This is a genomic window from Ruegeria sp. CDSC051 (assembly GCF_059610665.1).
Window position 1 is genome coordinate 78,516 of the sequence record NZ_JBXWOC010000011.1, and the last position, 22,557, is coordinate 101,072.

A 22,557-nucleotide genomic window follows, 5' to 3' on the forward strand; every position below is an offset into this window, starting at 1 on the left:
TCTAACCTCCGATCTGACGCCAGCGGCGCCCGTCGCGATGCATCAGCATCAGAGCTTCTTCGGGCCCGGAACTGCCCTGATCATATTTCGATGGCCGGTCGCCCCGGTTTTCCCAACCCTGAATAATAGGGTCAACCCAAGCCCAGGCGGCTTCGGCCTCGTCGCCACGCATGAACAGGGTCTGGTCACCGCGGATCACATCCATCACCAGCCGTTCATAAGCGTCCTGAGCCCGCGCATCTGCGCCCAGCGCCTCGGCAAAACTCATATCCAGCGACACATCCGACAGCCGGAATCCGCCCGGACCGGGATCTTTGATGGTGGTGCGCAGGGTGATCCCTTCGTCCGGTTGCAGACGGATCACCAGCACATTTCCATGCAATGGCCCTACATTGGGGAAGATAGTGTGTGGAGGATCCTTGAAGTAGACGGCGATTTCCGACTCGCGCGCACGCAAACGTTTTCCGGTGCGCAGATAAAAAGGCACCCCAGCCCAACGCCAGTTACCCAAATGAACCTTTAGCGCAATATAGCTTTCTGTCCGGCTTGCAGGGTTGCCGACATGGTCCAGATACCCGTCACCGCCCTCGCCCGTGCGGTATTGACCGCGGGCGATATCCGCAGGCATCACCGGCTCAAGCGCCTCGATCACTTTGACCTTTTCATCGCGAACCGCGTTGGGAGAGAACTTGGACGGCGGCTCCATCGCTGTCAGGCACAGCAGCTGTACCAAGTGGTTCTGGATCATATCCCGCATTGCACCCGACTGATCGTAATAGGCCCCACGCCCCTCGACGCCGACGGTTTCAGCCACGGTGATCTGGACGTGGTCGACATGTGTTGCGTTCCACAACGGCTCGAACAGGGAATTGGCAAAGCGCAGGGCCATCAGGTTCTGCACGGTCTCTTTGCCCAAATAGTGGTCGATCCTATAGATCTGATGTTCTTCGAAACAGGCGCGCAGCCCTTCGTTCAGCGCCTTGGCCGAGGCCAGATCATGACCAAACGGCTTTTCCACAACGATACGACTGTCAGGCGTTGCAAGATCGTGATCGTTCAGCCGTTTCGCAATGCCCGAGAACAAGTTTGGGCCGACAGAAAGGTAAAACGCTCGCACAACGTCTGGGCGCAATGACTTGGCCAGATTGTCCCAGCCCGCATCACCCAAGGCATCAACCTGTACATATTCCACGCGTGACAGAAAGCGGTCCAGAACGTCTTTTTTGAATTCCGGCGCGAACTCTTTCATCGAGGCGCGTATCTGATCCCGAAACGCGTCGCTATCAATGGCGGATCGGGCAGACCCGATAATCCGGGCTTCGTCTGGCATCTGGCCGACTTCGAAACGATGACACAAACCCGGCAGGATTTTTCGCTGCGCCAGATCACCGGTCGCGCCAAACAGCACCAGATCGAACGGGTTAACGGGAATTACGCGTGAAACCATCGTCGGGCTCCTTCAATCCTCTGCTGAACCACAATAGCACTTAAAGCTGACAGCGCCGGTGAATTGGAAATGTTATCGCTAACATTCCCCATTTCCTTAGGCAAAGCGAGAAAAGAAAGCAAGGGTGGATTTGACGCACTACCCCTGGCTGCGTAACCATTCCATCACAGCTGGTCGCACGGATTGCTCTCCGCGATGACGAGCGTCCGATATGATCTTGCGCACTGCTTGCAGATCTGCCCGCAACAATACGCTTTTGACCGGCCCAATCGACGCCGGGCGCATCGACAACGTCCGGATTCCCATCGCGGCCAGACACAGCGCCTCGACCGGGCGTCCTGCGTCTTCACCGCAGAAGCTGAGCGGCGTATCCGAGATGTTGCAGCGTTCTACGATCCGTTCGATAAAAGTCAGGAAACTGACATTCAGCGAGTCATAGCGGCGGCGGACCAACTCGTTTTCACGGTCGGCAGCAAAGAAGAACTGTTTCAGATCATTGCCACCAATTGAAATGAAATCGACTTCGTCAAAAAACTTCTGCGGTGCAAAAGCGAGTGAGGGTGTTTCCAACATCGCTCCGACTTCAATACTTTCAGGCAGGGCATGGCCCAGACGTTTCTCGCGGTCGATGGTCTTATTCACTTCCCATCGCGCTTCATAATACTCTTCGGCTTGTGCCACGAATGGGAACATGACTGTCAACGGACGACCATTGGCGGCCCGGATCAGAGCCTGCAGCTGCATCCGCATCACGCCGCGCTTATCCAGGCCAACCCGAATTGCGCGCCAGCCTAAGGCCGGGTTCGGCTCCTCGATATGTTTCATGTAGGGCAGAACTTTGTCGGACCCGATATCCAGCGTGCGAAATACCACGCGCTTTTTATCGGCCGCATCCAGAACCCGCTGATATTGCGTCACAAGCTCGGAACGCTTGGGCATCTTATTCCGGATCAGGAACTGCAGCTCGGTACGAAACAGGCCCACGCCTTCGGCACCGGAATTGTTCAGCGAAGGCAGGTCCGCCATCAGACCCGCGTTCATCACCAGATTGATCCGCTCTCCATCCCGCGTCACCGTTGGCGTTTCGCGGATCGAGGCATAGCGTTTCTGCGCCTTGGCCTGCATCGCGACCTTATCACGGAACGCGCTGACCACGGTATCTTCTGGTCTGAGCTGCACAGTGCCCTGATCGCCATCAACCAGAATATGGTCTCCGTTCAGGGCCTCGGTCGTAATGCGCCCAACATGGACCACCAGTGGTATGGCCAAAGCACGGGCAACAATGGTGGCATGGCTTCCGACCGAGCCCTCTTCGAGCACGATGCCTTTCAAGGACCGGCCATATTCCAGCAGGTCACCTGGACCGATATTCCGGGCAACCAGGATTGGGTCCGGTGGCAGGTCGGCACTGTTTGTCTGCCCCTGCCCGGTCAAAATGCGCAGCAGACGGTTGCTGAGATCGTCCAAATCCGCCAATCGCTCGCGCAGATAGGGGTCGGAGACTTGGCTCATGCGCGCGCGCGCCTGGGATTGTTCCTTTTCCACCGCAGCTTCGGCGCTAAGCCCAAGTGCAATGTCCTCTTCCATTCGGCGCATCCAGCCCTTGGAGTTGGCGAACATGCGATAGGCTTCCAGAACCTGAAGCTGTTCCTTGTCGCCGTTCTTGGATATCTCGAGCATCTTGTCGACACCGACGCGCAATTCTTCGACCGCCTCGGTCAGACGCTCCTGTTCGCGGTGCGGGTCATCGGCAATCGGGTTGGTAACAACAACGCGCGGTTCGTGCAGCCAGACATGGCCTTCGGCCGAGCCCTCTTGTGCAGGGCCGCCTGTAAACTGAACCGGTTGCTGGTGGCGTGGCGACAGGGCCGCGCCCTCGCCAACGAATGCTCCCAGTTCAGCCATTTCGGCCAGAACCATTGCAACCACTTCCAGCGCATAAACTTCATCCGCAGAATATTCGCGCGCGTTGCGGGACTGAACAACCAGAACGCCAAGCTTTTCACCCAGCCGCTGAATCGGCACACCCAGAAAAGACGAGAAACGCTCCTCGCCCGTTTCCGGCATATAGCGAAAGCCCTTGGCTGACGGCGCATCGGGTGTATTCACGATTTTGCCGGATTTCGCGACGCGCCCCACCAGTCCTTCGCCCATGCGCATACGGGTCTTATGAACAGCCTCGGGCGACAGGCCTTCGGTCGCACAAAGTTCCAGGGTTTCTTCGTCGCGGAACAGATAGATCGAGCAGACCTCGGCCCGGATACTGTCTGCGATCAGGTGAGTGATCCGGTCAAGACGTTCCTGACCCGCAGCTTCGCTCGCCATCTCTTCACGCAGCCGCACCAGCAGCTTACGGGATTCTGTTTCAGTGCCGTCTGCCATAGCCCAACCAGTCTAAGGTTTCAGGCGTGAACCTTGGCTGAATTGCTCAGGCCGCCTTGTCCAATTCAAAGGCATCATGCAGTGCCTGAACCGCAAGTTCCATGTATTTCCTGTCCACCAAGACGGAAATTTTTATCTCAGAGGTTGTAATGACCTTGATGTTGATACCCTCATCCGAGAGTATCTTGAACATTTTTGCCGCAACACCCGATTGCGAACGCATTCCAATCCCGACCACAGAAACCTTGCAGACATCATTATCTGCGACCAGGTCGGCATAGTTCAGCTCTCCTCGGTCTTTCACAGCCAACAGCGCCTTTTCGGCGCGCGCCACCTGATCCGTGGGGCAGGAAAAGGTCATATCCGTGCGCCCTTCGTCCGAGATGTTCTGAACGATCATATCCACATTCACGCCCGCGTCGCTAAGCGCCGTGAAGATGATCGAGGCGATACCGGGGCGGTCCGCCACGGAAACGACGGTCATCTTGGCCTCGTCACGAGAATAGGCCACACCGGCCACAACATTGGATTCCATGATATCCTCCTCGTCGCAGACCAGCGTACCGGCCTCGTCGGATTGTTCTTCAAAACTTGAGAGAACGCGCAATTTCACTTTATATCGCATCGCCAGCTCAACCGAGCGGGTTTGCAGCACCTTAGCCCCAAGCGAGGCCAGTTCCAGCATTTCTTCGAATGAGATCCGATCCAGCTTACGCGCTTTTTGGCAGATGCGCGGGTCGGTCGTGTAAACGCCGTCGACATCGGTATAGATGTCGCAGCGCTCGGCCCCGAATGCAGCAGCAAAGGCCACGGCAGTGGTATCCGACCCGCCACGGCCCAGTGTCGTGATACGGCCTTCGGGGCTGAGACCCTGGAAACCCGCCACAACGGCCACTTTCATACCCTCGCCGAATTTCTGGTTCAGGTTGTCGGTCGGGATATCCTCGATCCGGGCCTGGCTGTGGGCGCTGGTGGTCAGCAACGGCACCTGCCAGCCCTGCCAACTGCGGGCTGGTATGTCCATCTCTTGCAATGTCAGCGCCATAAGGCCGGCGGTGACGTTTTCCCCCGAAGACACCACGGCGTCATATTCGCGCGCATCAAACAGTGGCGAGGTTTCGTTGACCCAGCCCACCAGCTCGTTGGTCTTGCCCGACATGGCCGAGACGATGACGATCACGTCATAACCCTTGGCCACCTCAACGCCGATGCGCTTTGCAGCACGGCGGATACGGTCCAGATTTGCGACGGATGTGCCGCCGAATTTCATCACGAGTACGGGCATGGGGGCTGATGTCTCCGCGCCTTGGAATTCAGATCCCGTGCGTCTTATGCGAGGGGGGCCGCAAGAGCAAGAGTGCAATACCGCATCAGTCGGGGCCTAGCATCGCTTTACAACCGCGTATGACGGTGTAAGCCTGACGCATCAAATTCACTACGAGGTATTCAATGCACCGTCTTGCCCTTGTCCTTGCCCTATTTTCCACACCTGCGGCGGCGCAAGTCGCCTCGCTGACCGGCACCGACGGTCAAAACGCCTTGGGGAAGGTGCCCTGTGCGACCAGCCCAGGCGAGGCGATGCGCACTTGCAACGCCGAAATGCGGCGCCGTGACGACGGCAGCTCTACGCTTGCGGTTGCGATGGGAAATGGCGAAGTCCGCAACATCTATTTCACCGATGGCATCCCGGATTCAACAAATTCGGCAGCTAAGATCACCTATGAAAACCGAGGCGATGTTATGGTGATTTTCGTTGATCCCGGTGAGGTATATGAGATCCCTAAAGTCGCTCTTGCCCGTCAGTAAGGGTGCGACTGGCCTTCATAGGTTTCAAAGCACCCAGTACTTTCAAGTGACAGAGTATCGAAACGGTTGATCAGGCCCTGAACAGCCTTATCAACCGTGATATCAGCCCCGGTCCCACCCATATCCGTCTGAACCCAGCCGGGATGGTAAATGCCTACTGAAATGCCGTCGCCGCGCAGGTCCACAGCCAGATTGCGCCCCAGATTCAGAACAGCAGCCTTGGACGAGCGGTAGATATAGCTGCCACCAGGCGCCCGCGTGTGCGAGGCCATCTGCGAGGATAAAATCGCAATCTTGCCCTGTGCTGCGCGCAGATTGGGCAACAAGGCCTGAACTGTCAGAAAGACCCCGGTCACATTGGCAGCGAAACTCTTCGCCCACATTTCGGCGGGGTAGCCATCGATGGTTTGGGATTTATCCAGATATACACCGGCATTGCAGACCAGCAGATCAACAGGGCGCATTGCCAGTTTTTCCGCCATCGCTTGATGTTGTTTCGGGTCTGTTACATCCAGCGCCACCTCCGCGCTGCCATCCCGAGCCGTGCCCGTTACGTCGCATCCTTGCGCACGATACCTGTCCGCCAGAACCTTTCCGATCCCCCGCCCAGCACCGGTGATAACAACATGCATCGGCTAGTTCGTCTTGCGCGAAGGTACGAAAGGCAGCGGCGCAACAGGTACGCCGTCATCGATCAATGCCCTGGCTTCTTCTGGCTTGGCCTCGCCATAGATCGCACGTTCCGGCGCGTCGCCCAAATGAATCTTACGGGCCTCTTTGGCAAAATCCTTGCCAACGTAATCCGAGTTGTCCTCGACTTTGCGCCGCAGCTCGGAAAGGGCTTTCTCGACATCAACGCTTGGCGTTGCCATGTTGACGACCTCATCCCGAGATGCCGGGACCGTGGTACGAGATTCGACCGTACGTCCGGGGCGGACACGCGGGGTCATGATTGCTTTTTCAACTTGCGGATCACCGCACACAGCGCATGTCACCATGCCCGCGGCGGCAAGTTTGTCGTAAGCGGCGGCTGATTGAAACCAACTGTCAAAGCTGTGACCGCTATTACATTTCAACGCATATTGAATCATGTTCTGTCCAAATGTCGGATGCCAAATAGATACCAACCACTATTGCAATGGCAAGCCCCTGAGGGGGACATCAGTGATACAAATGCTCTACATTGCGTAACAATGATGCAAGATCGGGCGAATTAACCCGAGAGGCGGCATGTCCCAGCGAAAACCACCTGCGCTTGCGCTCTTGCCATTCAGGGTATCGCGCGGCCAGGGATTTGACCACCAGCGGATAGACATCGACCAGATAAACCGCTGATCCTTTCTTGTACCTCCGCTTGTAATGCAGGAACTGCCCAAAGGCATTTGGAGTGCAAGTACCGGTCACACCCGCCTCTTCCCAGGCTTCCTGACTGGCTGTCCCGGAGGGTGAGAGGCCTTCGATCAAATTCCCCTTGGGTATTATCCAACGACCGGAACCACGCGTCGTAATAAGCAACACCTCTGGCGTGCCGCGTTGGACACGATAGCACAGAGCTGCCGATTGCCGTACGACTCGTACAGTGCCCGCTTGATGCAGGTTGAGTTGCCTTTGCTCGATCACGTCCTGCTGCCTCTCCAGGGAACGTTTTATCCGCCTGCCCGGTGCGCTTTTGCGCTTATTTATCGGACCTGCGCCTGAAGAATGCCATATGAAGCGTTATTTTTCAATCCCTTGCATCCGCGCCTCAAGTTTGCGGACCAGAACCTCATGCGGGATATCGGCATCTACCGACAGCCGCCTGAGGCCAAAGTGGACGCGGGCAATCTGTTGGTAATAGCGGGTATAGACGTAATTCGTCCCGCCACCGGCAATGGCGCCCAACACAGGCACGGATTGCGCAGCCAGTTTTTGCCCCAAAACCACCGCCAGTTTCGGGGCAACGGCAGATATCAGCTTTTGCAAAGCTGGGCCTGTCAGGGTCAGACGCGCCGAAAAGAAACCCAGATCCGCGCCGTCATCGAAAGACATCGGACCAGCGGCTGACAATACCCGGACACAGTCGAATTTGACACCAACCTCTGAAGGGTCAAACCCTTCGCGCGCCGCAGCGCCCTGAATTGAACGCAGCAGCATGGTCGTGGTTGCCGGTAACTCCATCAATGCGGTCGGAACGCCACCGATACCGCCTGCAGCTCCCATGGCTGTCGTCAGGGCCGTATTGACCCATGGCAACTGATCGGGCACCGCCCTACGCGACCCTTCAGCCGCGTTCATAGCAATCCAAAGCGCCTTTTCTGTCGCCCCGGTTAGGGCTTCGCGCACAGATGGCGGCAGCTGTTCAAGCAATGACTCTGCCGAGCCACCGACACTGTTCAACAACTTGACGCCCGGCCCTCCGGCGGATTGGTAATATCCGGCCAAACGGTCCAGTTCCGCTTCGGCATTGAGTTTTCCGACAAGAACCAAGTCCTGCATAAGTACCCTCCTGCCCCTAGAACATCGGCACTTACCGCAGCGGTTTCAATAGCTCAGCGGCTCCAGCGAGTTACCAGACCAGTTATTCCGTCCCATCCGCCGGGTATCAGGTCTACGCCCAGAACCCGATCCGGGTTGGTTGGCGGGGGCATCTCGACCCCGGTCAGACGGGTGAATCCAAACCGAGCATAATAGGGTGCATCCCCGACCAACATGACCCTGTCCCAACCCTTGGTTCGCCCGGCCCGCAATCCTTCGTGGATCAAAAATCCACCCAGTCCTTCACCTTGATGGGTCGGGTGGACGGCCACAGGGCCCAAAAGCAGCGCGTCCTGATCGCCAACATGCACGGGCCAGAATCTTATTGCACCGGCCAGGATATCCTGCCCGTCCCGCACCACTTGTGACAAGCCTGACATTGGCGGAACATCATCGCGCAGGCGATACGAAGACAGCGCTTCGCGCCCGGGCGCAAAGCACAAATCGTACAAAGCCTCGACTTCCCACCAATCGTCCGGCTCCTCCGGCCTGATCACAAATTGCTGCACCCTGCCCTCTTTTCCTAGCTGGAATTCGCCCTAGCACTTCGTTACGCCTTGGGCAAACGCTTGGAGACCTTATGTTCTATCGCCCAGAAGACGGCCACGGCCTGCCACACAATCCGTTCAACGCCATTATCACCCCGCGCCCGATCGGCTGGATATCAACCCGTGGCGCGGATGGGACCAACAACCTCGCGCCCTATTCGTTCTTTAATGGTGTGGCCTACACACCCCCGCAGGTCATGTTTGCCTCGACCGGAACCAAGGCCGATCAGGACGGTGGAAAGGACAGCATCGCCAATATCGAGGCAACAGGCGTATTCTGCGTGAACGTTGTCGCCCACGCCCACCGCGACGCAATGAACGCCAGTTCAGCCGCGCTGCCCAAACATGTCGACGAGTTCAAACACGCCGGCCTTACCGCAATCGAATGCGAGACCATCCCCTGCGCCCGTGTCGAAGGTGCCCCAGCCGCATTGGAATGCAAGCTCACGCAGATCGTGACCCTGCCCGGACAGGCGAACCGGGTTGTGTTCGGCGAAGTGACAGGAGTGCATCTGCACGACGACCATATGCGGGATGGCAAATTCGATGTGACGTCTTTCAAACCACTGGCACGGCTTGGCTACCGGGATTATTCGGTCGCGTCCGAGCTGTTCAGCCTTTCAAGACCGGATGACTAATGCCTTTACCTGACGCATCGCGCCGATACCCAATCACATTGCCTGACGGCTCGGACCACCCGGGAACGGTCTTCCTGTCTCAGGCTATTGACCACCCCAGAATAGAAGCCGGTGAATATAGCTATGCGTCGGATTTCGACGCACCAGAGGATTGGGCGCAACGCCTTGCCCCTTATCTGTTCCCGTTTTCCCGCGAAAAACTTGTCTTGGGTAGATTCTGTCAAATCGCCCACGGCGTCCGGTTCATCACTTCATCGGCCAATCACGCCATGAGCGGGGCGACATGCTATCCTTTTCCCGTTTTCGATCCCGAAAAGCTGTTGGAATATCAACCTGACAGGCGCGATACCGTGATCGGAAATGACGTTTGGATCGCATACGGTGCCTTGATCATGCCTGGCGCTAAAATCGGAGATGGCGCCATTATCGGTGCAGGATCCGTCGTGCGCGGAACAGTACCGCCTTATGCAATCGTGACAGGCAATCCTGCAGAAGTACGACGGTATCGGTTTGAGGCCGGTACAATCGACCGGCTGCTTGCTTTGAAGTGGTGGGATTGGCCAACTGATCTGATTACCGAAGCCGAAAGTGCTCTGCTGTCCGGAAACGTCGATATGCTGGAGCGTTTAGCCCCCTAAAAAAGGCGGCCCATTTGGCCGCCTTTCACAATCAGTGCCCACCCAGAATGCCGGTGCGAACAGAATAATCGACCGCCAGCGCGTAATCGGGGTCATCGTCGCTGTCGACCATCAAATGGCCTGCCTTGTTCAGCAGTTTGTGACAGTCACGACTGAGGTGGCGTAGCATAACGCGCTTTCCTGCGGCTTCATACTTCGAAGCGATGTTCTCGATGGCCTGCAATGCCGACTGATCCACCACACGGCTTTCGGCGAAATCGACAATCACGGTTTCCGGGTCGTTTGAAACGTCGAATATCTCAACAAATCCCTCGGATGAACCAAAGAACAGCGGCCCTTGAATCTCGTAGACCTTTGCGCCTTTTTCCGTCAGTGAATCGCGGGTGATTGCATGGATACGCTTGGCGTTATTCCAAGCATAAGCCAGGGCCGAGACGATCACACCAACAACAACCGCTACCGCCAGGTCCTCCATCACGGTCACGACAGTCACCAGCACGATGACAAACGCGTCCATCAAGGGCACTTTGCGCATGATCTTGAACGAATTCCAGGCGAAGGTCCCGATCACCACCATGAACATGACCCCGACCAAAGCGGCCAATGGAATCTGCTCAATCAGCGGGGAGGCGAACAGGATGAATACCAACAGGAACAGCGCCGCTGCGATACCGGCAATGCGCGTGCGCCCACCTGATTTCACGTTGATCATGGACTGACCTATCATGGCACAGCCGCCCATGCCTCCGAAAAAGCCAGTGGCCACATTGGCAAACCCTTGGGCGATACATTCTTGCGAGGCACCACCACGTTTGCCGGTGATTTCGCCAACAAGGTTCAGGGTCAGAAGCGACTCGATCAGGCCAATCGCTGCCAATATGACGGCGTATGGCAGGATGATCTCAAACGTCTCCCAGTTCAGCGGCACCATCGGGATGTGGAACGGCGGCAAGCCACCTTCGATCGAGGCAAGATCGCCCACCCGTGGGACGTCCAGTCCAAAGCCAATCACCAATGCTGCGACGACCATGATCCCTGCCAAAGGCGCCGGGACAATGCGTGTAATGCGCGGCACGATAAGGATCACCGCCATAGTCAGGCCGACCAGACCCAACATGGTAAAAAGCTGAATACCGGAAAGCCATTCGCCACCGCTCATGCCATGGCCCGTGTTTTCCATGCTGCCGGGAACTTTGAACTGGCCCATCTGGGCCAGAAAAATCACGATGGCCAATCCGTTCACAAACCCCAGCATCACTGGATGTGGTACCAGCCTGATAAAACGCCCCCAGTGCATCGCCCCTGCGATCAGCTGCAGTATTCCCATCAAAACCACTGTAGCGAAGAGGTATTCGACCCCATGTTCTGCCACCAAGGCAACCATCACCACGGCCAGCGCCCCAGTTGCGCCCGAAATCATACCCGGACGGCCACCAATCAGTGCAGTAATCAGCCCCACCATGAACGCAGCATACAAACCAACCAAAGGATGCACGCCCGCGACAAACGCAAAGGCCACCGCCTCAGGGACCAAAGCAAGTGCAACCGTCAGGCCGGACAGCAGCTCGATCCGAAGGCGCGAGACGGTCAGGCCCTCATCCGGAACCCAACGAAGATCAGGTTTGGCGATACGATTGGCAAAGCTTGCCAGCATAGCTCGGGGCATAGGGCGTCCTGTTGGTTTATGGGTTCGCGCGAAAAAGGGACTTCTATCTGTGAACCGGTTTTTGAGCCACCGCATCAGGCGGGAGGCTGATATGCGCAGCACGCATAGCACATATCTCGCGAATAGGTGAATTGATGTCGGTTCGTTGCCGTCACACCTTGGCTTGACGCTCTGCCTGGCTCGGATAGCAACGACCCGAATCCCTGCGAAAAAAGTGATAGAACCACCGGGCGATCACCCTTGTCAAACCATGCAGCGCAGCGCACAAATCGCTGAACAGGCACCAAAATCGGAGAAGACCAATGACCCAGACCAAGATTGCCGTCATCGGCGGATCAGGCATTTACGACATCGACGGATTGGAGAATGCGCAATGGGTCTCGGTTGAAACGCCTTGGGGTAAGCCTTCGGACCAAATACTGACCGGCGCGCTGAACGGCATCGAGATGGCGTTCCTGCCTCGCCACGGGCGTGGCCACATTCATTCGCCGACGGACGTACCCTATCGCGCCAACATCGACGCGCTGAAACGTCTGGGGGTTACGGATGTGATCTCGGTCTCGGCCTGCGGATCGTTCCGCGAGCATATGGCGCCCGGCGATTTCGTTGTCGTTGACCAGTTCATCGACCGTACCTTAGCGCGGGACAAAAGCTTTTTCAGCTCCGGCTGCGTGGCCCACGTCAGTGTCGCCCACCCGACCTGCCCACGTTTGTCAGATGCTTGTGAGACTGCTGGCAAGGCCGCCGGCATCACCATTCATCGCGGCGGCACCTATCTGGCCATGGAGGGGCCGCAGTTCTCGACACTGGCGGAATCCAAAATGTACCGCGAGCATTGGGGCTGCGATGTGATCGGAATGACCAACATGCCCGAGGCTAAACTCGCCCGAGAGGCCGAGCTTTGTTATGCCTCGATCGCCATGGTCACCGATTACGACAGTTGGCACCCGGACCATGGCGAGGTCGACGTGACCGCCATTATCGCCACCCTGACCGGGAACGCCGAAAAAGGCCGAGCGCTGGTCAAGGGCTTGCCAGAGTTGCTGGGGGCAGAGCGCCTGCCCTGCCCGCACGGGTGTGACCGGGCGCTGGAATACGCGATCCTTACCGCGCCAGAAAAACGTGATCCGGCGCTGCTGGCGAAACTGGACGCAGTCGCGGGGCGGGTGCTCTAGCGATTGGTATCAACCCTATTCCGGTCGGCCGCATCAGTACTTAACCGAAAGGCAGCCTTTTAAGTTCGGTACGGGCGGCAGGGAACGAAGAGGATAGGAATGAAACGGCTCGAGGCCCTGGACGCCGCACGCTTTCTGGCATTTTGCGGCATGGTGCTGGTGAACTTTCGCATCGCGGCGCAGGTCAAACCGACAGATGACTGGGCATCGGCGCTTGTCGATGCACTGGAAGGTCGTGCTGCTGCATTGTTTGTCATTCTGGCCGGGATCGGTATTAGCCTGTCCAGCCCTTCTGCTGGAATTCTGTCACGACGGGCTGCATTTCTGTTCGTACTTGGCCTGATCAATATGACCATGTTTGAGGCCGATATCCTGCATTTCTATGCATTGTATTTTGTTGTCGGCGCGGCGTTTCTGTCCTCGTCCATCTTTGGTTTGTGGCTTGGCGCATGCAGTGTCGTTGTCCTGGCTGTTCTCGCCAATCTTATCTTTGACTATGATCAGGGATGGGACTGGGTTTCCCTGACCCATACCGACCTGTGGACGATACCGGGCTTTGTACGAAACTTGCTGTTCAATGGTTGGCACCCCGTTCTACCTTGGGCAGCGTTCTTGCTGATCGGTATGGCGATTGGGCGATCGCAACTACAGACGGTCTGTGTTCAGCACCGGTTGATCATGTGGGGATTTGGCGCAGCCGTTCTGGCCCTGTTTCCGCAAAAGCTGACAACCGATCCTGACCTGGCCGCCTATCTGGGCACTCAATCCATCCCTCCGGGGCCGTTTTACATTTTGGCCGGGGCTGGAACCGCCTGTGTGGTGATCGGCCTGTTGCTAAAGCTCTGGCCGCGGATTCAAGGGCTGGGCGCCGCGATGGCGCTGACTGCGCCTGGGCGGCAAAGCCTGACGCTGTATATCGCACATATCGTGATTGGGATGGGCATTCTGGACGAGGCCGACCTGCTGGACGGATCGCTCAGCGCGCCACAGATCGTTGGCTACGCCTTGGGTTTCTGCGTGCTGTCCTCAGGATTTGCTCTGCTATGGTTCCTGCGCTTCAGACGCGGACCACTTGAGGCGTTGATGCACCGTGTGACGCGCCCATCGGGGGCTTGACGTTTGCCCGTCACCAAAGCTTGATACCCGCGTATCATAATCGGAGATCACATGCCCTTTGACATCTGGCTGGCTTTTGTGGCTGCATCCACCGCTTTGCTACTGATCCCCGGCCCCACTGTTCTGCTGGTGCTCAGCTATGCGCTCTCCAAAGGCCGCAGCGTTGCCGTAGCCTCGGCCACCGGGGTGGCGGTTGGCGATTTGGTGGCCATGACGGCCTCATTGCTGGGATTGGGGGCGTTGGTGCTGGCCTCAGCTACGTTGTTTTCTGTCCTAAAGTGGGTCGGCGCGGCCTATCTGGTCTGGCTGGGCATCAAGTTACTGCGCAGCGCACCGTCGGCGGGGCTGCAGGCGGTTGAACCCGGCGCAGATATCACTGCGCGAGGCGTCTTTGGTCACGCGGCCGCTGTAACCGCCCTGAACCCCAAATCGATTGCGTTCTTTATCGCCTTCGTGCCGCAATTCCTGCGCCCAACTGAACCTTTGGGCCCTCAATTCGCGATCCTGATAGGCACCTTCGTCGGGTTGGCCTGGTTGAATGCATTGGCCTATGCCCTTTTGGCAGATCGGCTGCGCCATATGATCGGCCGCGCAAGCACCATTCGCGCATTGACGCGTTTCGGGGGATTGACCCTGATCGGTATGGGGATCGCCACATCAATCCTGCGTCGCCCGGCCTGAGGGCCTATTCTGCAGTGTGATCATTCATAAATCCGCGAATAAACCGCCTGATTTCTCGCGCCGCCGACGTGTCGAGTTCCCTGCACAGCTCTACAAAAGCATCGCGCTCGCCACGATCCAGCCGCAGAACCAGCTGGCTGTCCTTTTTGGCTGAAACCTTACGATCTGTCCCTGACATGCACTTTGTCTCCAAAAGACTTCAGAAGGAATGAAACGTATATACTAAGTATATAGAAAACATATGATGGGCAGCTAACAACCTTGCGGAATCTTTGCAAGTAGCCTGTGTTCAATTCAGGTAATTCTTTTTCGGAACCAACGCATTGGCTAAAAAAGACGACGTCTTGGGAAACCTATCTGGTTTTTTCGGTGAGATAGGCAATCGCACGTTCTAGGAAGATTGCAAGCCAGCACATTCATTCTGTTCTTGCATGACCGTCCCCGATAGGCCAAACAACCCAGCGTGTTTTGACGCCAGAAGGGGATGGTCATGTCAAGAAACAAGTCGGTCAAGGATTACATCCGAACCATCGTCGACTTTCCGCACGAAGGGATCATGTTTCGGGATGTCACCACCTTGTTTGCGGACCCGCGCGGGTTTCGTATGGCGATTGACCAAATGTTGCACCCCTATGCTGGCGAACAGATCGACAAGGTCGTGGGACTTGAGGCGCGCGGTTTCATATTGGGCGGCGCCATCGCACATCAGCTGAGCGTCGGTTTCGTCCCCATCCGCAAAAAGGGCAAGCTGCCCGGCACAACAATCAGCCAGGATTACACGCTGGAATATGGCGAGGCCATTGTCGAGATCCACGATGATGCCATTCAGCCGGGTGAGAAAATTCTGGTCGTGGATGACCTGCTGGCCACCGGAGGCACCGCCGCCGCCGGGATCAAACTGATCGAACGGCTGGGCGGCGAGATCGTGTCATGTTCCTTCATCATTGACCTGCCAGAACTGGGCGGGCGCAAGGTTCTGGAAGAGATGGGCATGGATGTTCATGTCCTGTGCGAATTCGAAGGACTCTGACGGATCCCGCACTTACAATCGCAGGACCGCGCCGGGATTCATGATCCCTTTGGGGTCCAGCGCCGATTTGATCGCCTGCATCGCACTCAGTTTGGCCGGATCGCCATATCGTTCCAAATCATCGGTCTTTAATCGCCCGATACCGTGCTCGGCGCTGACCGACCCCTGGAACTCATGCACAAGGTCATGAACGGCCCTTTTTACCTTCGCACTTTCGGCGTCATACTCTGACCGGGAATGCCCGTTTGGCGGAAACACATTGTAATGTAGGTTCCCGTCGCCCAGATGCCCGAAGCAGTTCACCCGATACGGACCAAGCGCGGCCACAACATCTGCACCACGCCGGATAAATTCTGGGATGGCCGAGATCGGCACCGAGATATCGTGGCTTGAGACCGACCCGATCAGCCGGTTTGCATCCGGAATACGCTCGCGCACGGCCCACATGTCCTGCCGCTGCGCCTCGCTTTGTGCAATCACCGCATCGGTGACCAGCCCACGTGCGTCAGCGGCCTCGTACAGCACCTCAAACGCGGTTTCAGGTGATTGTCCCATCGACAAGCCAATCTCGATCAGTACAGACCATTCGGGCGGCTCGGCAAAAGCCTGCCGCGTCTCTGGCAGAACCTCACTCAGGAACAAAAGCCCCTGTTGGTGAATCAGTTCAAATGCGCTGACGCTGTCCCCCATGAGGTCCCGCGCCAGCGCCAGCAAATCAACCGCCGCTTCGGCAGAGGTGACCTGAACCATGGCCGTTCCAACCGCCTCAGGACGGGGAAACAGCTTGAGTGCCGCCGCAGTGATGATCCCTAGCGTCCCTTCGGCCCCAATCAAAAGATTGCGCAGATCATACCCGGTATTGTCCTTTCGCAACCGGCTGAGCCCATGCCAGATTTCGCCGCTTGGTAGAACCGCCTCAAGGCCCAGACACAGGTCACGGGCGTTTCCATAGCGCAACACGTTTACCCCCCCTGCATTTGTCGACAGGTTCCCTCCGATCCTACATGACCCCTGTGAGGCAAGGGAAAGTGGAAATAACCGGTTCGCGCCTTCGGCAGCCGCCTGCACATCTGCAAGGATTACACCACCTTCTGCAATCATGACATTCTCTGTCGGATAGACAGCCCGGATCGCTGTCATCCGCTCTAGCGAGATCAGCAAAGGCGCAGGCCCGTCCGACGTCACCTGACCGCCAACCACACCGGTGCCGCCCCCATATGGCACCACCGGGACCGATGCCTCGGCAGCCAATCGGATCAGAACCGCCACCTCCTCGGCCGTTCTGGGCACAGCAAGCACCCCCGCCTGCCCGGAAATCCGACGGCGCGGCTCCTCGAGATATCGCGCGGTGACCGGTCGCAGCACTTCATCCGGCAAGGCGGCGCGAATTGACTGGGCGAATTGATCGTCTGCGGGATTCAGGGTCATGCCCATTCCTTGCCCAAGGCAACGGGTCCCGACAAGCCCTATTCCAACTCGATCAGGTATTGCGGCTCTAACACAACCACCGTTGGCCGGTCCGGAAGTGAGCGCAGGGATACGGTGATTTCCGACACGCCATCGCGTTCAACAGGGAAATCCCCCCTGATATCCGCCAGAAACCGATCCAGCGAATAGTCCGAAAACCAATGCATCGGAATGATGACCGAACTCTTCAACCGTTTCAGAACTGTAATCATTTCGGGCAGCGGCATGGTCGTCCCACCATCCACCGCTGCCATAACAACATCCAACCGTCCAAGGGCCGCAAATTGCGCGTCCGACGGAATGTGGTGCAGATGACCCAGATGCCCAATGCACAACCCGGCAACCTCAAACACAAAGATCGAATTGCCACGTTCTTCGACCCCGCCATAGACGGACCGGATATCGGTCGAGACATTGCGCACCAACATCTCTTCCAGATCCAGATGATGTTCGATCCCCTCCCCGAACACGCCCCACCCTTCCAGCACATGCGGAATGGCAGGATCGGGATGCGCGGTCCAATGGGTGCCATGGGCGTGGTTCATCGTCACCACATCGGGAATCAGACTGGCCCCGCCGATGAACCCGGTGAAATCCGTCACGGCGTTCAACCCGCCCTGCGTCTGGATCAGAAAAGACGCATGGGCGATATAGTTGATCCGGACGGAATACTCCGGTACCGGATCCTGCCAGGCTGCTTTGTGCAGGTATTCGATCCCCGGTGACGCATCCGCAATGGCGATGCAATGGCTTGGCCGCCGCTCCTGTGCCACAGCCCCGCCCGAGATCACCAAAAATGCCAAAACCACCCAGCGCATGACGTGATTGTAGCGCAGAGCAACGTTGAGTCACGACTGCAAAGTTAAATTGAACTTTCCGCGGGTTCAAGTGCCTTAAACCACGATGCACTTACGCAGCTTGAACGGGCGTGAGACCTTCGCCGCACGCAAGGCCTGTGCCAATGCGTCGCTCACAAAAAACGCGTCTCGCATTTGTGTGTCGATCCAGTTGTCGGGCCCATCCAACGCAGACACGCTCACGGCGATGTCCTTGTCTTGCATTGCGCCGGGCGGCTGCCAGATATCATAATTTGGGTAAGGCTTTGTGATGCGCGGTGATTGATCAGTCAGCACTGCTGTTTTTTGCGCCCCAAAGTTCAAGCAGAAATACTCGCCCTCAACCGGTGTGGTGCGATCGTGTTGAAACAGTTTGACTGGATAGAGATTTCCGTCACCAAGGTCGAATTGACGCAGAACAGACGCACATGCGGAAGACACGGTCCAAGTCCCTCCAGCATTAAATAGGTCGGGCTGTTTCTTTTCCTTTTTGTCCTTGTATTCCGCGTACATTTCCTTGGGAAAGCGATTTTCCGGCAAGGGCTCACCAATGTTGTTCCGCTTCATAGCATCGACAGCAAGTTCGTTGTCTTTGAGATAGTTATCTTGATCAAACCCTTTGATACTAGAGGTGCTTACCATCGCACGGCTGATCCAAATCATTGGCTGTTTCGCCCGCGCCATGGTCCTACCCTGCGTCTGTCTTGCCGCGCCGGTCCGACCGCAGACAGGCATATAACACATGCGTTCGCCAGCGCCCGTCAATCTGCAGATAGGACTGCGCCACGCCTTCGTACTTAAAGCCCGAGCTTTCCAGCAACCCACGCGAAGGTTTGTTTTCGGGCAAGCACGCCGCCTCGATCCGGCTTAGGTCCAACCGCGTGAAGGCATGATGGACCACCGCGCCAATAGCCTCACGCATATACCCGTTGCGAGCAAAAGCCTGACCGGTCCAATAGCCCAAGGTCCCAGCCTGTGCTGGGCCACGGCGCACATTGTCCAGCGTGATCGCACCAACCAGCAGATCATCAGAGCGCCGGAACAGGAACAACGGAATCGCCGTCCCGCTCGCAACCGAGCGCTGCGCCCAGTAGACCCGGTTGGTAAATGACTTCCGGCTCAGATGATCCGAAGCCCAGATCGGCTCCCACTGGGTCAGAAAGTCTTTGGACGAGCGCCGCAGCGCTGCCCAGTCATTAAAGTCGGAGTGCACGGGAGGGCGCAAGCTGAGCCGCTCGGTTTCAAGTTTCAGCTTGCGTCTGCCCAGAAGCATCACGCCGCGCGCCTCTCCTGCAAGTCCGCGAGTGTAGGTGCACCTGATACCGGACCATACAGCGCCAGCGCCGCTGGCGCTTGTGCTGCTATCTGCTCAGCAAAGCTGCGGACATCTTCGGTGCTGACCGCGTCAATCTTGGCAACAGTATCCTCAAGCGACGGCACCCGTCCCCAGATCTGCACCAGACGCGCCAGACGCTCGGCTCGGTTGGAGGGGCTTTCCAGCCCCATCAGCATTCCGGCCTTCATTTGCGCACGAGCACGGGCGACCTCTTCGGGGCTCATATCCTCGGCGGCACGTTTCATTTCGTCAATGGTGATCGTCGCCAACTCACCGATCTGATCCGCAGATGTGCCCGCGTAGATCGTGGTTGTCCCGGTGTCGGCATAGGCGCCGGCCTGGGCAAAGATCGTATAGCAAAGCCCGCGTGTTTCCCGCACTTCCTGAAACAAGCGCGAAGACATACCCCCGCCCAGCGCGGTCGAATAAATCTGCGCGGTATAGATCGCGTCGTCGCGATAGCCAGGGCTTTCCAGCGCCAAAGCGAAATGAGCTTGCTCCAGTTCTTTTTCCTGCCGCGCCTCACCACCGGTAAATCGGGCCACTTCAGGGATCAAACCCTTGCGTGGTTGCAGGTGACCAAACATCTCTTCGGCCGTTTTCATCAGTGCATCGTGATCCACCGCACCAGCAGCGGATAGGATCATCTGTTCAGGGCCATAATGCTCGGCCACGAAACCCGACAGATCCTCGCGCGAGAATGCGCTGACGCGTTCAGTGGGGCCAAGTATGGTCCGGCCCAGGGGCTGGTCGTGATAGCTCTGCTCTTGCAGCCAGTCAAAGATTACATCGTCGGGCGTGTCATAGGCCTGACCGATTTCCTGTAGGATCACACCGCGTTCGACCTCAATCTCGCGCGGATCGAAGATCGGGTTCAGGACGATGTCACCGATGACATCCATCGCCAGCGCCACATCGTCTTTTAGAACGCGCGCATAATAGGCCGTCACCTCGCGCGAAGTATAGGCGTTGATATACCCGCCCACATCCTCGATCGCTTCGGCAATTTGCAGCGCGGATCGCCGTTTGGTTCCCTTGAACGCCATATGCTCAAGGAAATGGGCTATGCCATTTTGTTCGATCCGCTCATTGCGCGCACCGGCGGTTACCCAGATGCCTATGGCCGCAGATTGCAGCCCCGGCATATGTTCACTGACGATACGGAAGCCGTTCTTCAGTTGGTCTTGTCTGACAGTCACTCGGCGATATGCCCTTTGATATGATCCTCAAGGGCGCCCAGATCATTGGCGATGCGGGTCACCCGTTCCGGACGTTCATACAGATCAGACATGCGAGAGGGAAGAGGCGGATGTACGCCACTCGCCTTCTCGACCGCAGCCGGGAACTTGGCCGGGTGTGCGGTCGCCAAAGTGATCATCGGGACGTTCGCGTCGCGGTGCTCCTCGGCAACTTTGATACCCACGGCAGTATGGGGGCAGACCAGTTCGGTGCTGAGGGCCAGCGTGGCTGTGATCGTCGCCAGTGTTTCCTCTTCGGACACGCGGCCCGAGTCGAAGCTTTCGCGCAACGCTTCCATCGCGCCTTGGCTGACATTGAAGCCGCCCGTCATCAGCTCGTCCATCAGCTGAGCCACAGAATTGCCATCCTCGTCATAGGCATAATACAGCGCCCGTTCAAAGTTCGAGCTGACCTGAATATCCATCGAAGGGCTGATCGAAGGGATCGTGTCTCCCTTGAAATACCCTTCGCCTGCCAGACACCGATGCAGAATGTCATTCTGGTTGGTCGCCACTACCAACCGGTCAATCGGCAAGCCCATGCGTTTGGCCAGATAGCCCGCAAAGATGTCCCCGAAATTACCCGTAGGCACGGTAAAGCTGACCTTGCGATGTGGCGCGCCAAGGCTGACCGCGGCTGAGAAGTAATAGACGATCTGTGCCAGCACGCGGGCAAAGTTGATCGAGTTCACCCCGGCCAGTTTCACACCGTCACGGAAGTCGAAATCGTTGAACATATCTTTCAGCGCGGCCTGACAGTCGTCAAAGTCACCGTCGACGGCCAGAGCATGCACATTGCTGTCCGAAGGTGTGGTCATCTGACGACGCTGCACCTCGGAAACGCGGCCATGCGGATACAGGATAAACACGTCTACCGCATCCAGCCCCCGGAACGCCTCAATCGCGGCAGAACCGGTATCACCGCTGGTCGCGCCCACGATAGTCACCCGATCCCCGCGACGCTTTAGCGCTACCTGGAACAACTGACCGATTAGCTGCATGGCGAAGTCTTTGAAGGCCAGTGTCGGGCCGTGAAACAACTCCAGCAGGAAGTGGTTCTCGTTCAACTGCTTCAACGGTGCGCGGGCGTCATGGCCGAACCCTTTATAGGCGCGGGCAATGATCTGTTTGAACTCATCTTCCCCAAATGATCCGCTGACATAGGGCCACATCACACGAAAGGCGATCTCCTCATAGGACAGGCCGGCCAAAGCAGCGATGTCATCCTGGCTCATCACCGGGATCTCGGCGGGCAGATACAGGCCGCCGTCGCGGGCCAGCCCGGTCAGCATCGCCTCTTCAAAACTCAGTTCGGGCGCCTGCCCGCGGGTTGAGACATATTTCATTGCGCTTCACTTTCTGATGGGGCGCGACCGCGCCACAGGAAATAACCAGTCATCGCAGCCCAGACCAAAGCCAGGCCAAACCATGTGATCGCGTATCCCAGATGATCATTCGGGATGCCCGCAGTGTCCACTGGCAGAGGGGTCACATTCGGATCGGTTTGGGACCGTGCGATCAGCAGAACCGGGTCGGTTCCCAGAGCTGCGGCAAGAGCGGGAACATCGCGGGCAAACCAGATATTAGCAGACAAATCGGGTTCGGGCGTATAGCCGTCGATCTCATCCGGCCAGTGCAGATTGCCCGTCAGTTCGATCTGCCCGGTTTGTCTTTCAACCTGTTTGGCAGTGGTTGGGATAAAACCGCGATCGACCAGAATAGTCCGGTCGCCAGTATCGAAAGCTTGGATAACTCGATAGCCAGCGCCTACTTGTTTCACCGAAACCAGAACATGGATTTCACCCGGCTGCATCTCACCCTGGACGAAAACCGGTAAGTACTTGTCCCGTGTCTCGGAAGGCTGCTGCGGCAGGGAAACAGGTTCGGCGGAGATCCGGTCGTTAATCTCGGCCAACACGTCTTGTTTCCACCCAAGCCGCTGTACCTGCCAGACGCCCAGCGACACAAGTACGCCCAGACCGGCGAGCCCGAAGATCAGCAGGAAAGTTATGCGGCGCATGGCGGGGTCAAACCTTGTT

The 22,557-nt window shown here is 57.4% G+C and carries 24 protein-coding genes; 7 read left to right on the plus strand and 17 right to left on the minus strand.

The features are described from left to right. Position 1: 1 nt before the first annotated feature. From zwf to AC2FH0_RS19420, 3 genes are all read right to left on the minus strand, one after another. Positions 2 to 1,447, minus strand: a complete 1,446-nt coding sequence (gene zwf / locus AC2FH0_RS19410) for a glucose-6-phosphate dehydrogenase (RefSeq protein WP_496790140.1) — start codon at positions 1,445 to 1,447, stop codon at positions 2 to 4. A gap of 138 nt (positions 1,448 to 1,585) precedes the next feature. Next, a complete protein-coding gene (ptsP, locus tag AC2FH0_RS19415; protein ID WP_496692875.1) occupies positions 1,586 to 3,829 on the minus strand; it encodes a phosphoenolpyruvate--protein phosphotransferase in 2,244 nt (747 codons plus the stop codon). Between the two features lie 46 nt (positions 3,830 to 3,875). Beyond that, complete coding sequence (locus AC2FH0_RS19420) at positions 3,876 to 5,114, minus strand: aspartate kinase (protein ID WP_496692876.1); 1,239 nt, start codon at positions 5,112 to 5,114, stop codon at positions 3,876 to 3,878. A 164-nt stretch (positions 5,115 to 5,278) separates the two neighbouring features. On the opposite strand from AC2FH0_RS19420, the gene AC2FH0_RS19425 reads away from it, so the two are divergent. After that, on the plus strand, positions 5,279 to 5,635 hold the full coding sequence (locus AC2FH0_RS19425) for a hypothetical protein (RefSeq protein ID WP_142638033.1): 357 nt from the start codon (positions 5,279 to 5,281) through the stop codon (positions 5,633 to 5,635). On the opposite strand, the gene AC2FH0_RS19430 is transcribed toward AC2FH0_RS19425, so the two are convergent. The 5 genes from AC2FH0_RS19430 to AC2FH0_RS19450 form a co-directional block, all read right to left on the minus strand. Then, entirely contained in the window at positions 5,629 to 6,267 is a 639-nt protein-coding gene (locus tag AC2FH0_RS19430) for an SDR family NAD(P)-dependent oxidoreductase (protein WP_496709770.1), read from the minus strand. The genes AC2FH0_RS19425 and AC2FH0_RS19430 overlap by 7 nt on opposite strands. A 3-nt stretch (positions 6,268 to 6,270) precedes the next feature. Then, on the minus strand, positions 6,271 to 6,726 hold the full coding sequence (locus AC2FH0_RS19435; protein WP_271950473.1) for a DUF1178 family protein: 456 nt from the start codon (positions 6,724 to 6,726) through the stop codon (positions 6,271 to 6,273). A gap of 70 nt (positions 6,727 to 6,796) precedes the next feature. Further along, positions 6,797 to 7,255, minus strand: coding sequence for an NUDIX hydrolase (locus AC2FH0_RS19440; RefSeq protein WP_496692878.1), 459 nt, complete (start codon positions 7,253 to 7,255; stop codon positions 6,797 to 6,799). A gap of 96 nt (positions 7,256 to 7,351) precedes the next feature. After that, positions 7,352 to 8,110, minus strand: coding sequence for an EcsC family protein (locus tag AC2FH0_RS19445; protein ID WP_496703329.1), 759 nt, complete (start codon positions 8,108 to 8,110; stop codon positions 7,352 to 7,354). Between the two features lie 53 nt (positions 8,111 to 8,163). After that, positions 8,164 to 8,658 (minus strand): GNAT family N-acetyltransferase, encoded by a 495-nt coding sequence (locus tag AC2FH0_RS19450; protein ID WP_271950478.1) that lies wholly within the window; start codon positions 8,656 to 8,658, stop codon positions 8,164 to 8,166. Between the two features lie 71 nt (positions 8,659 to 8,729). Here AC2FH0_RS19450 and AC2FH0_RS19455 point away from each other — a divergent pair, with 71 nt between their 5' ends. After that, positions 8,730 to 9,335: a flavin reductase family protein gene (locus AC2FH0_RS19455; protein WP_142638022.1), complete on the plus strand. Its 606-nt coding sequence runs from the start codon at positions 8,730 to 8,732 to the stop codon at positions 9,333 to 9,335. Further along, on the plus strand, positions 9,335 to 9,973 hold the full coding sequence (locus AC2FH0_RS19460) for a CatB-related O-acetyltransferase (RefSeq protein ID WP_271950482.1): 639 nt from the start codon (positions 9,335 to 9,337) through the stop codon (positions 9,971 to 9,973). The genes AC2FH0_RS19455 and AC2FH0_RS19460 overlap by 1 nt, the downstream gene beginning before the upstream one ends. Positions 9,974 to 10,004: 31 nt before the next feature. Here AC2FH0_RS19460 and AC2FH0_RS19465 read toward each other — a convergent pair whose 3' ends face one another. Next, positions 10,005 to 11,639 (minus strand): SulP family inorganic anion transporter, encoded by a 1,635-nt coding sequence (locus tag AC2FH0_RS19465; RefSeq protein ID WP_142638018.1) that lies wholly within the window; start codon positions 11,637 to 11,639, stop codon positions 10,005 to 10,007. Positions 11,640 to 11,941: 302 nt separating this feature from the next. On the opposite strand from AC2FH0_RS19465, the gene AC2FH0_RS19470 reads away from it, so the two are divergent. The 3 genes from AC2FH0_RS19470 (at position 11,942) to AC2FH0_RS19480 (ending at position 14,611) form a co-directional block, all read left to right on the plus strand. Beyond that, a complete protein-coding gene (locus AC2FH0_RS19470) occupies positions 11,942 to 12,814 on the plus strand; it encodes an S-methyl-5'-thioadenosine phosphorylase (protein ID WP_496790141.1) in 873 nt (290 codons plus the stop codon). Positions 12,815 to 12,913: 99 nt separating this feature from the next. Then, complete coding sequence (locus tag AC2FH0_RS19475; protein WP_496709766.1) at positions 12,914 to 13,930, plus strand: DUF418 domain-containing protein; 1,017 nt, start codon at positions 12,914 to 12,916, stop codon at positions 13,928 to 13,930. Between the two features lie 51 nt (positions 13,931 to 13,981). After that, positions 13,982 to 14,611, plus strand: a complete 630-nt coding sequence (locus AC2FH0_RS19480; protein ID WP_496704002.1) for a LysE family translocator — start codon at positions 13,982 to 13,984, stop codon at positions 14,609 to 14,611. A gap of 4 nt (positions 14,612 to 14,615) precedes the next feature. Here the strand turns inward: AC2FH0_RS19480 and AC2FH0_RS19485 are convergent, their stop codons facing one another. After that, on the minus strand, positions 14,616 to 14,789 hold the full coding sequence (locus tag AC2FH0_RS19485; protein ID WP_281995766.1) for a hypothetical protein: 174 nt from the start codon (positions 14,787 to 14,789) through the stop codon (positions 14,616 to 14,618). 312 nt (positions 14,790 to 15,101) lie between these two features. On the opposite strand from AC2FH0_RS19485, the gene AC2FH0_RS19490 reads away from it, so the two are divergent. Further along, positions 15,102 to 15,641 carry an adenine phosphoribosyltransferase gene (locus tag AC2FH0_RS19490; protein WP_142638010.1) on the plus strand — a complete coding sequence of 180 codons (540 nt, stop codon included), beginning with the start codon at positions 15,102 to 15,104 and terminating at the stop codon, positions 15,639 to 15,641. A 12-nt stretch (positions 15,642 to 15,653) separates the two neighbouring features. On the opposite strand, the gene AC2FH0_RS19495 is transcribed toward AC2FH0_RS19490, so the two are convergent. From AC2FH0_RS19495 to AC2FH0_RS19525, 7 genes are all read right to left on the minus strand, one after another. Continuing rightward, complete coding sequence (locus AC2FH0_RS19495) at positions 15,654 to 17,069, minus strand: FAD-binding oxidoreductase (RefSeq protein ID WP_496790143.1); 1,416 nt, start codon at positions 17,067 to 17,069, stop codon at positions 15,654 to 15,656. Positions 17,070 to 17,107: 38 nt separating this feature from the next. Then, positions 17,108 to 17,926, minus strand: coding sequence for an MBL fold metallo-hydrolase (locus tag AC2FH0_RS19500; RefSeq protein ID WP_496790144.1), 819 nt, complete (start codon positions 17,924 to 17,926; stop codon positions 17,108 to 17,110). 75 nt (positions 17,927 to 18,001) lie between these two features. Then, positions 18,002 to 18,628 (minus strand): imm11 family protein, encoded by a 627-nt coding sequence (locus AC2FH0_RS19505; protein ID WP_496790146.1) that lies wholly within the window; start codon positions 18,626 to 18,628, stop codon positions 18,002 to 18,004. A 4-nt stretch (positions 18,629 to 18,632) separates the two neighbouring features. Then, positions 18,633 to 19,217: a GNAT family N-acetyltransferase gene (locus AC2FH0_RS19510; protein WP_496707621.1), complete on the minus strand. Its 585-nt coding sequence runs from the start codon at positions 19,215 to 19,217 to the stop codon at positions 18,633 to 18,635. Next, entirely contained in the window at positions 19,217 to 20,479 is a 1,263-nt protein-coding gene (locus AC2FH0_RS19515) for a M16 family metallopeptidase (RefSeq protein WP_142638002.1), read from the minus strand. Before AC2FH0_RS19515 ends, AC2FH0_RS19510 begins: the two co-directional genes overlap by 1 nt. Next, on the minus strand, positions 20,476 to 21,864 hold the full coding sequence (gene thrC / locus AC2FH0_RS19520; RefSeq protein WP_496790147.1) for a threonine synthase: 1,389 nt from the start codon (positions 21,862 to 21,864) through the stop codon (positions 20,476 to 20,478). The genes AC2FH0_RS19515 and thrC overlap by 4 nt, the downstream gene beginning before the upstream one ends. After that, positions 21,861 to 22,538, minus strand: coding sequence for an SURF1 family protein (locus AC2FH0_RS19525; protein ID WP_496703998.1), 678 nt, complete (start codon positions 22,536 to 22,538; stop codon positions 21,861 to 21,863). Before AC2FH0_RS19525 ends, thrC begins: the two co-directional genes overlap by 4 nt. Positions 22,539 to 22,557: the final 19 nt, after the last annotated feature.

What these genes read in the sequence shown, in the direction of transcription:
- AC2FH0_RS19455 (WP_142638022.1), top strand. Translation starts at nt 8,730, where the DNA reads ATGTTCTATCGCCCAGAAGACGGCCACGGCCTGCCACACAATCCGTTC.
- AC2FH0_RS19465 (WP_142638018.1), bottom strand. Translation starts at nt 11,639, where the DNA reads ATGCCCCGAGCTATGCTGGCAAGCTTTGCCAATCGTATCGCCAAACCT.
- thrC (WP_496790147.1), bottom strand. Translation starts at nt 21,864, where the DNA reads ATGAAATATGTCTCAACCCGCGGGCAGGCGCCCGAACTGAGTTTTGAA.
- AC2FH0_RS19475 (WP_496709766.1), top strand. Translation starts at nt 12,914, where the DNA reads ATGAAACGGCTCGAGGCCCTGGACGCCGCACGCTTTCTGGCATTTTGC.
- AC2FH0_RS19435 (WP_271950473.1), bottom strand. Translation starts at nt 6,726, where the DNA reads ATGATTCAATATGCGTTGAAATGTAATAGCGGTCACAGCTTTGACAGT.
- AC2FH0_RS19470 (WP_496790141.1), top strand. Translation starts at nt 11,942, where the DNA reads ATGACCCAGACCAAGATTGCCGTCATCGGCGGATCAGGCATTTACGAC.
- AC2FH0_RS19495 (WP_496790143.1), bottom strand. Translation starts at nt 17,069, where the DNA reads ATGACCCTGAATCCCGCAGACGATCAATTCGCCCAGTCAATTCGCGCC.
- AC2FH0_RS19485 (WP_281995766.1), bottom strand. Translation starts at nt 14,789, where the DNA reads ATGTCAGGGACAGATCGTAAGGTTTCAGCCAAAAAGGACAGCCAGCTG.
- AC2FH0_RS19460 (WP_271950482.1), top strand. Translation starts at nt 9,335, where the DNA reads ATGCCTTTACCTGACGCATCGCGCCGATACCCAATCACATTGCCTGAC.
- AC2FH0_RS19500 (WP_496790144.1), bottom strand. Translation starts at nt 17,926, where the DNA reads ATGCGCTGGGTGGTTTTGGCATTTTTGGTGATCTCGGGCGGGGCTGTG.
- AC2FH0_RS19525 (WP_496703998.1), bottom strand. Translation starts at nt 22,538, where the DNA reads ATGCGCCGCATAACTTTCCTGCTGATCTTCGGGCTCGCCGGTCTGGGC.
- ptsP (WP_496692875.1), bottom strand. Translation starts at nt 3,829, where the DNA reads ATGGCAGACGGCACTGAAACAGAATCCCGTAAGCTGCTGGTGCGGCTG.
- AC2FH0_RS19430 (WP_496709770.1), bottom strand. Translation starts at nt 6,267, where the DNA reads ATGCATGTTGTTATCACCGGTGCTGGGCGGGGGATCGGAAAGGTTCTG.
- AC2FH0_RS19445 (WP_496703329.1), bottom strand. Translation starts at nt 8,110, where the DNA reads ATGCAGGACTTGGTTCTTGTCGGAAAACTCAATGCCGAAGCGGAACTG.
- zwf (WP_496790140.1), bottom strand. Translation starts at nt 1,447, where the DNA reads ATGGTTTCACGCGTAATTCCCGTTAACCCGTTCGATCTGGTGCTGTTT.
- AC2FH0_RS19505 (WP_496790146.1), bottom strand. Translation starts at nt 18,628, where the DNA reads ATGGCGCGGGCGAAACAGCCAATGATTTGGATCAGCCGTGCGATGGTA.
- AC2FH0_RS19490 (WP_142638010.1), top strand. Translation starts at nt 15,102, where the DNA reads ATGTCAAGAAACAAGTCGGTCAAGGATTACATCCGAACCATCGTCGAC.
- AC2FH0_RS19420 (WP_496692876.1), bottom strand. Translation starts at nt 5,114, where the DNA reads ATGCCCGTACTCGTGATGAAATTCGGCGGCACATCCGTCGCAAATCTG.
- AC2FH0_RS19480 (WP_496704002.1), top strand. Translation starts at nt 13,982, where the DNA reads ATGCCCTTTGACATCTGGCTGGCTTTTGTGGCTGCATCCACCGCTTTG.
- AC2FH0_RS19510 (WP_496707621.1), bottom strand. Translation starts at nt 19,217, where the DNA reads ATGCTTCTGGGCAGACGCAAGCTGAAACTTGAAACCGAGCGGCTCAGC.
- AC2FH0_RS19425 (WP_142638033.1), top strand. Translation starts at nt 5,279, where the DNA reads ATGCACCGTCTTGCCCTTGTCCTTGCCCTATTTTCCACACCTGCGGCG.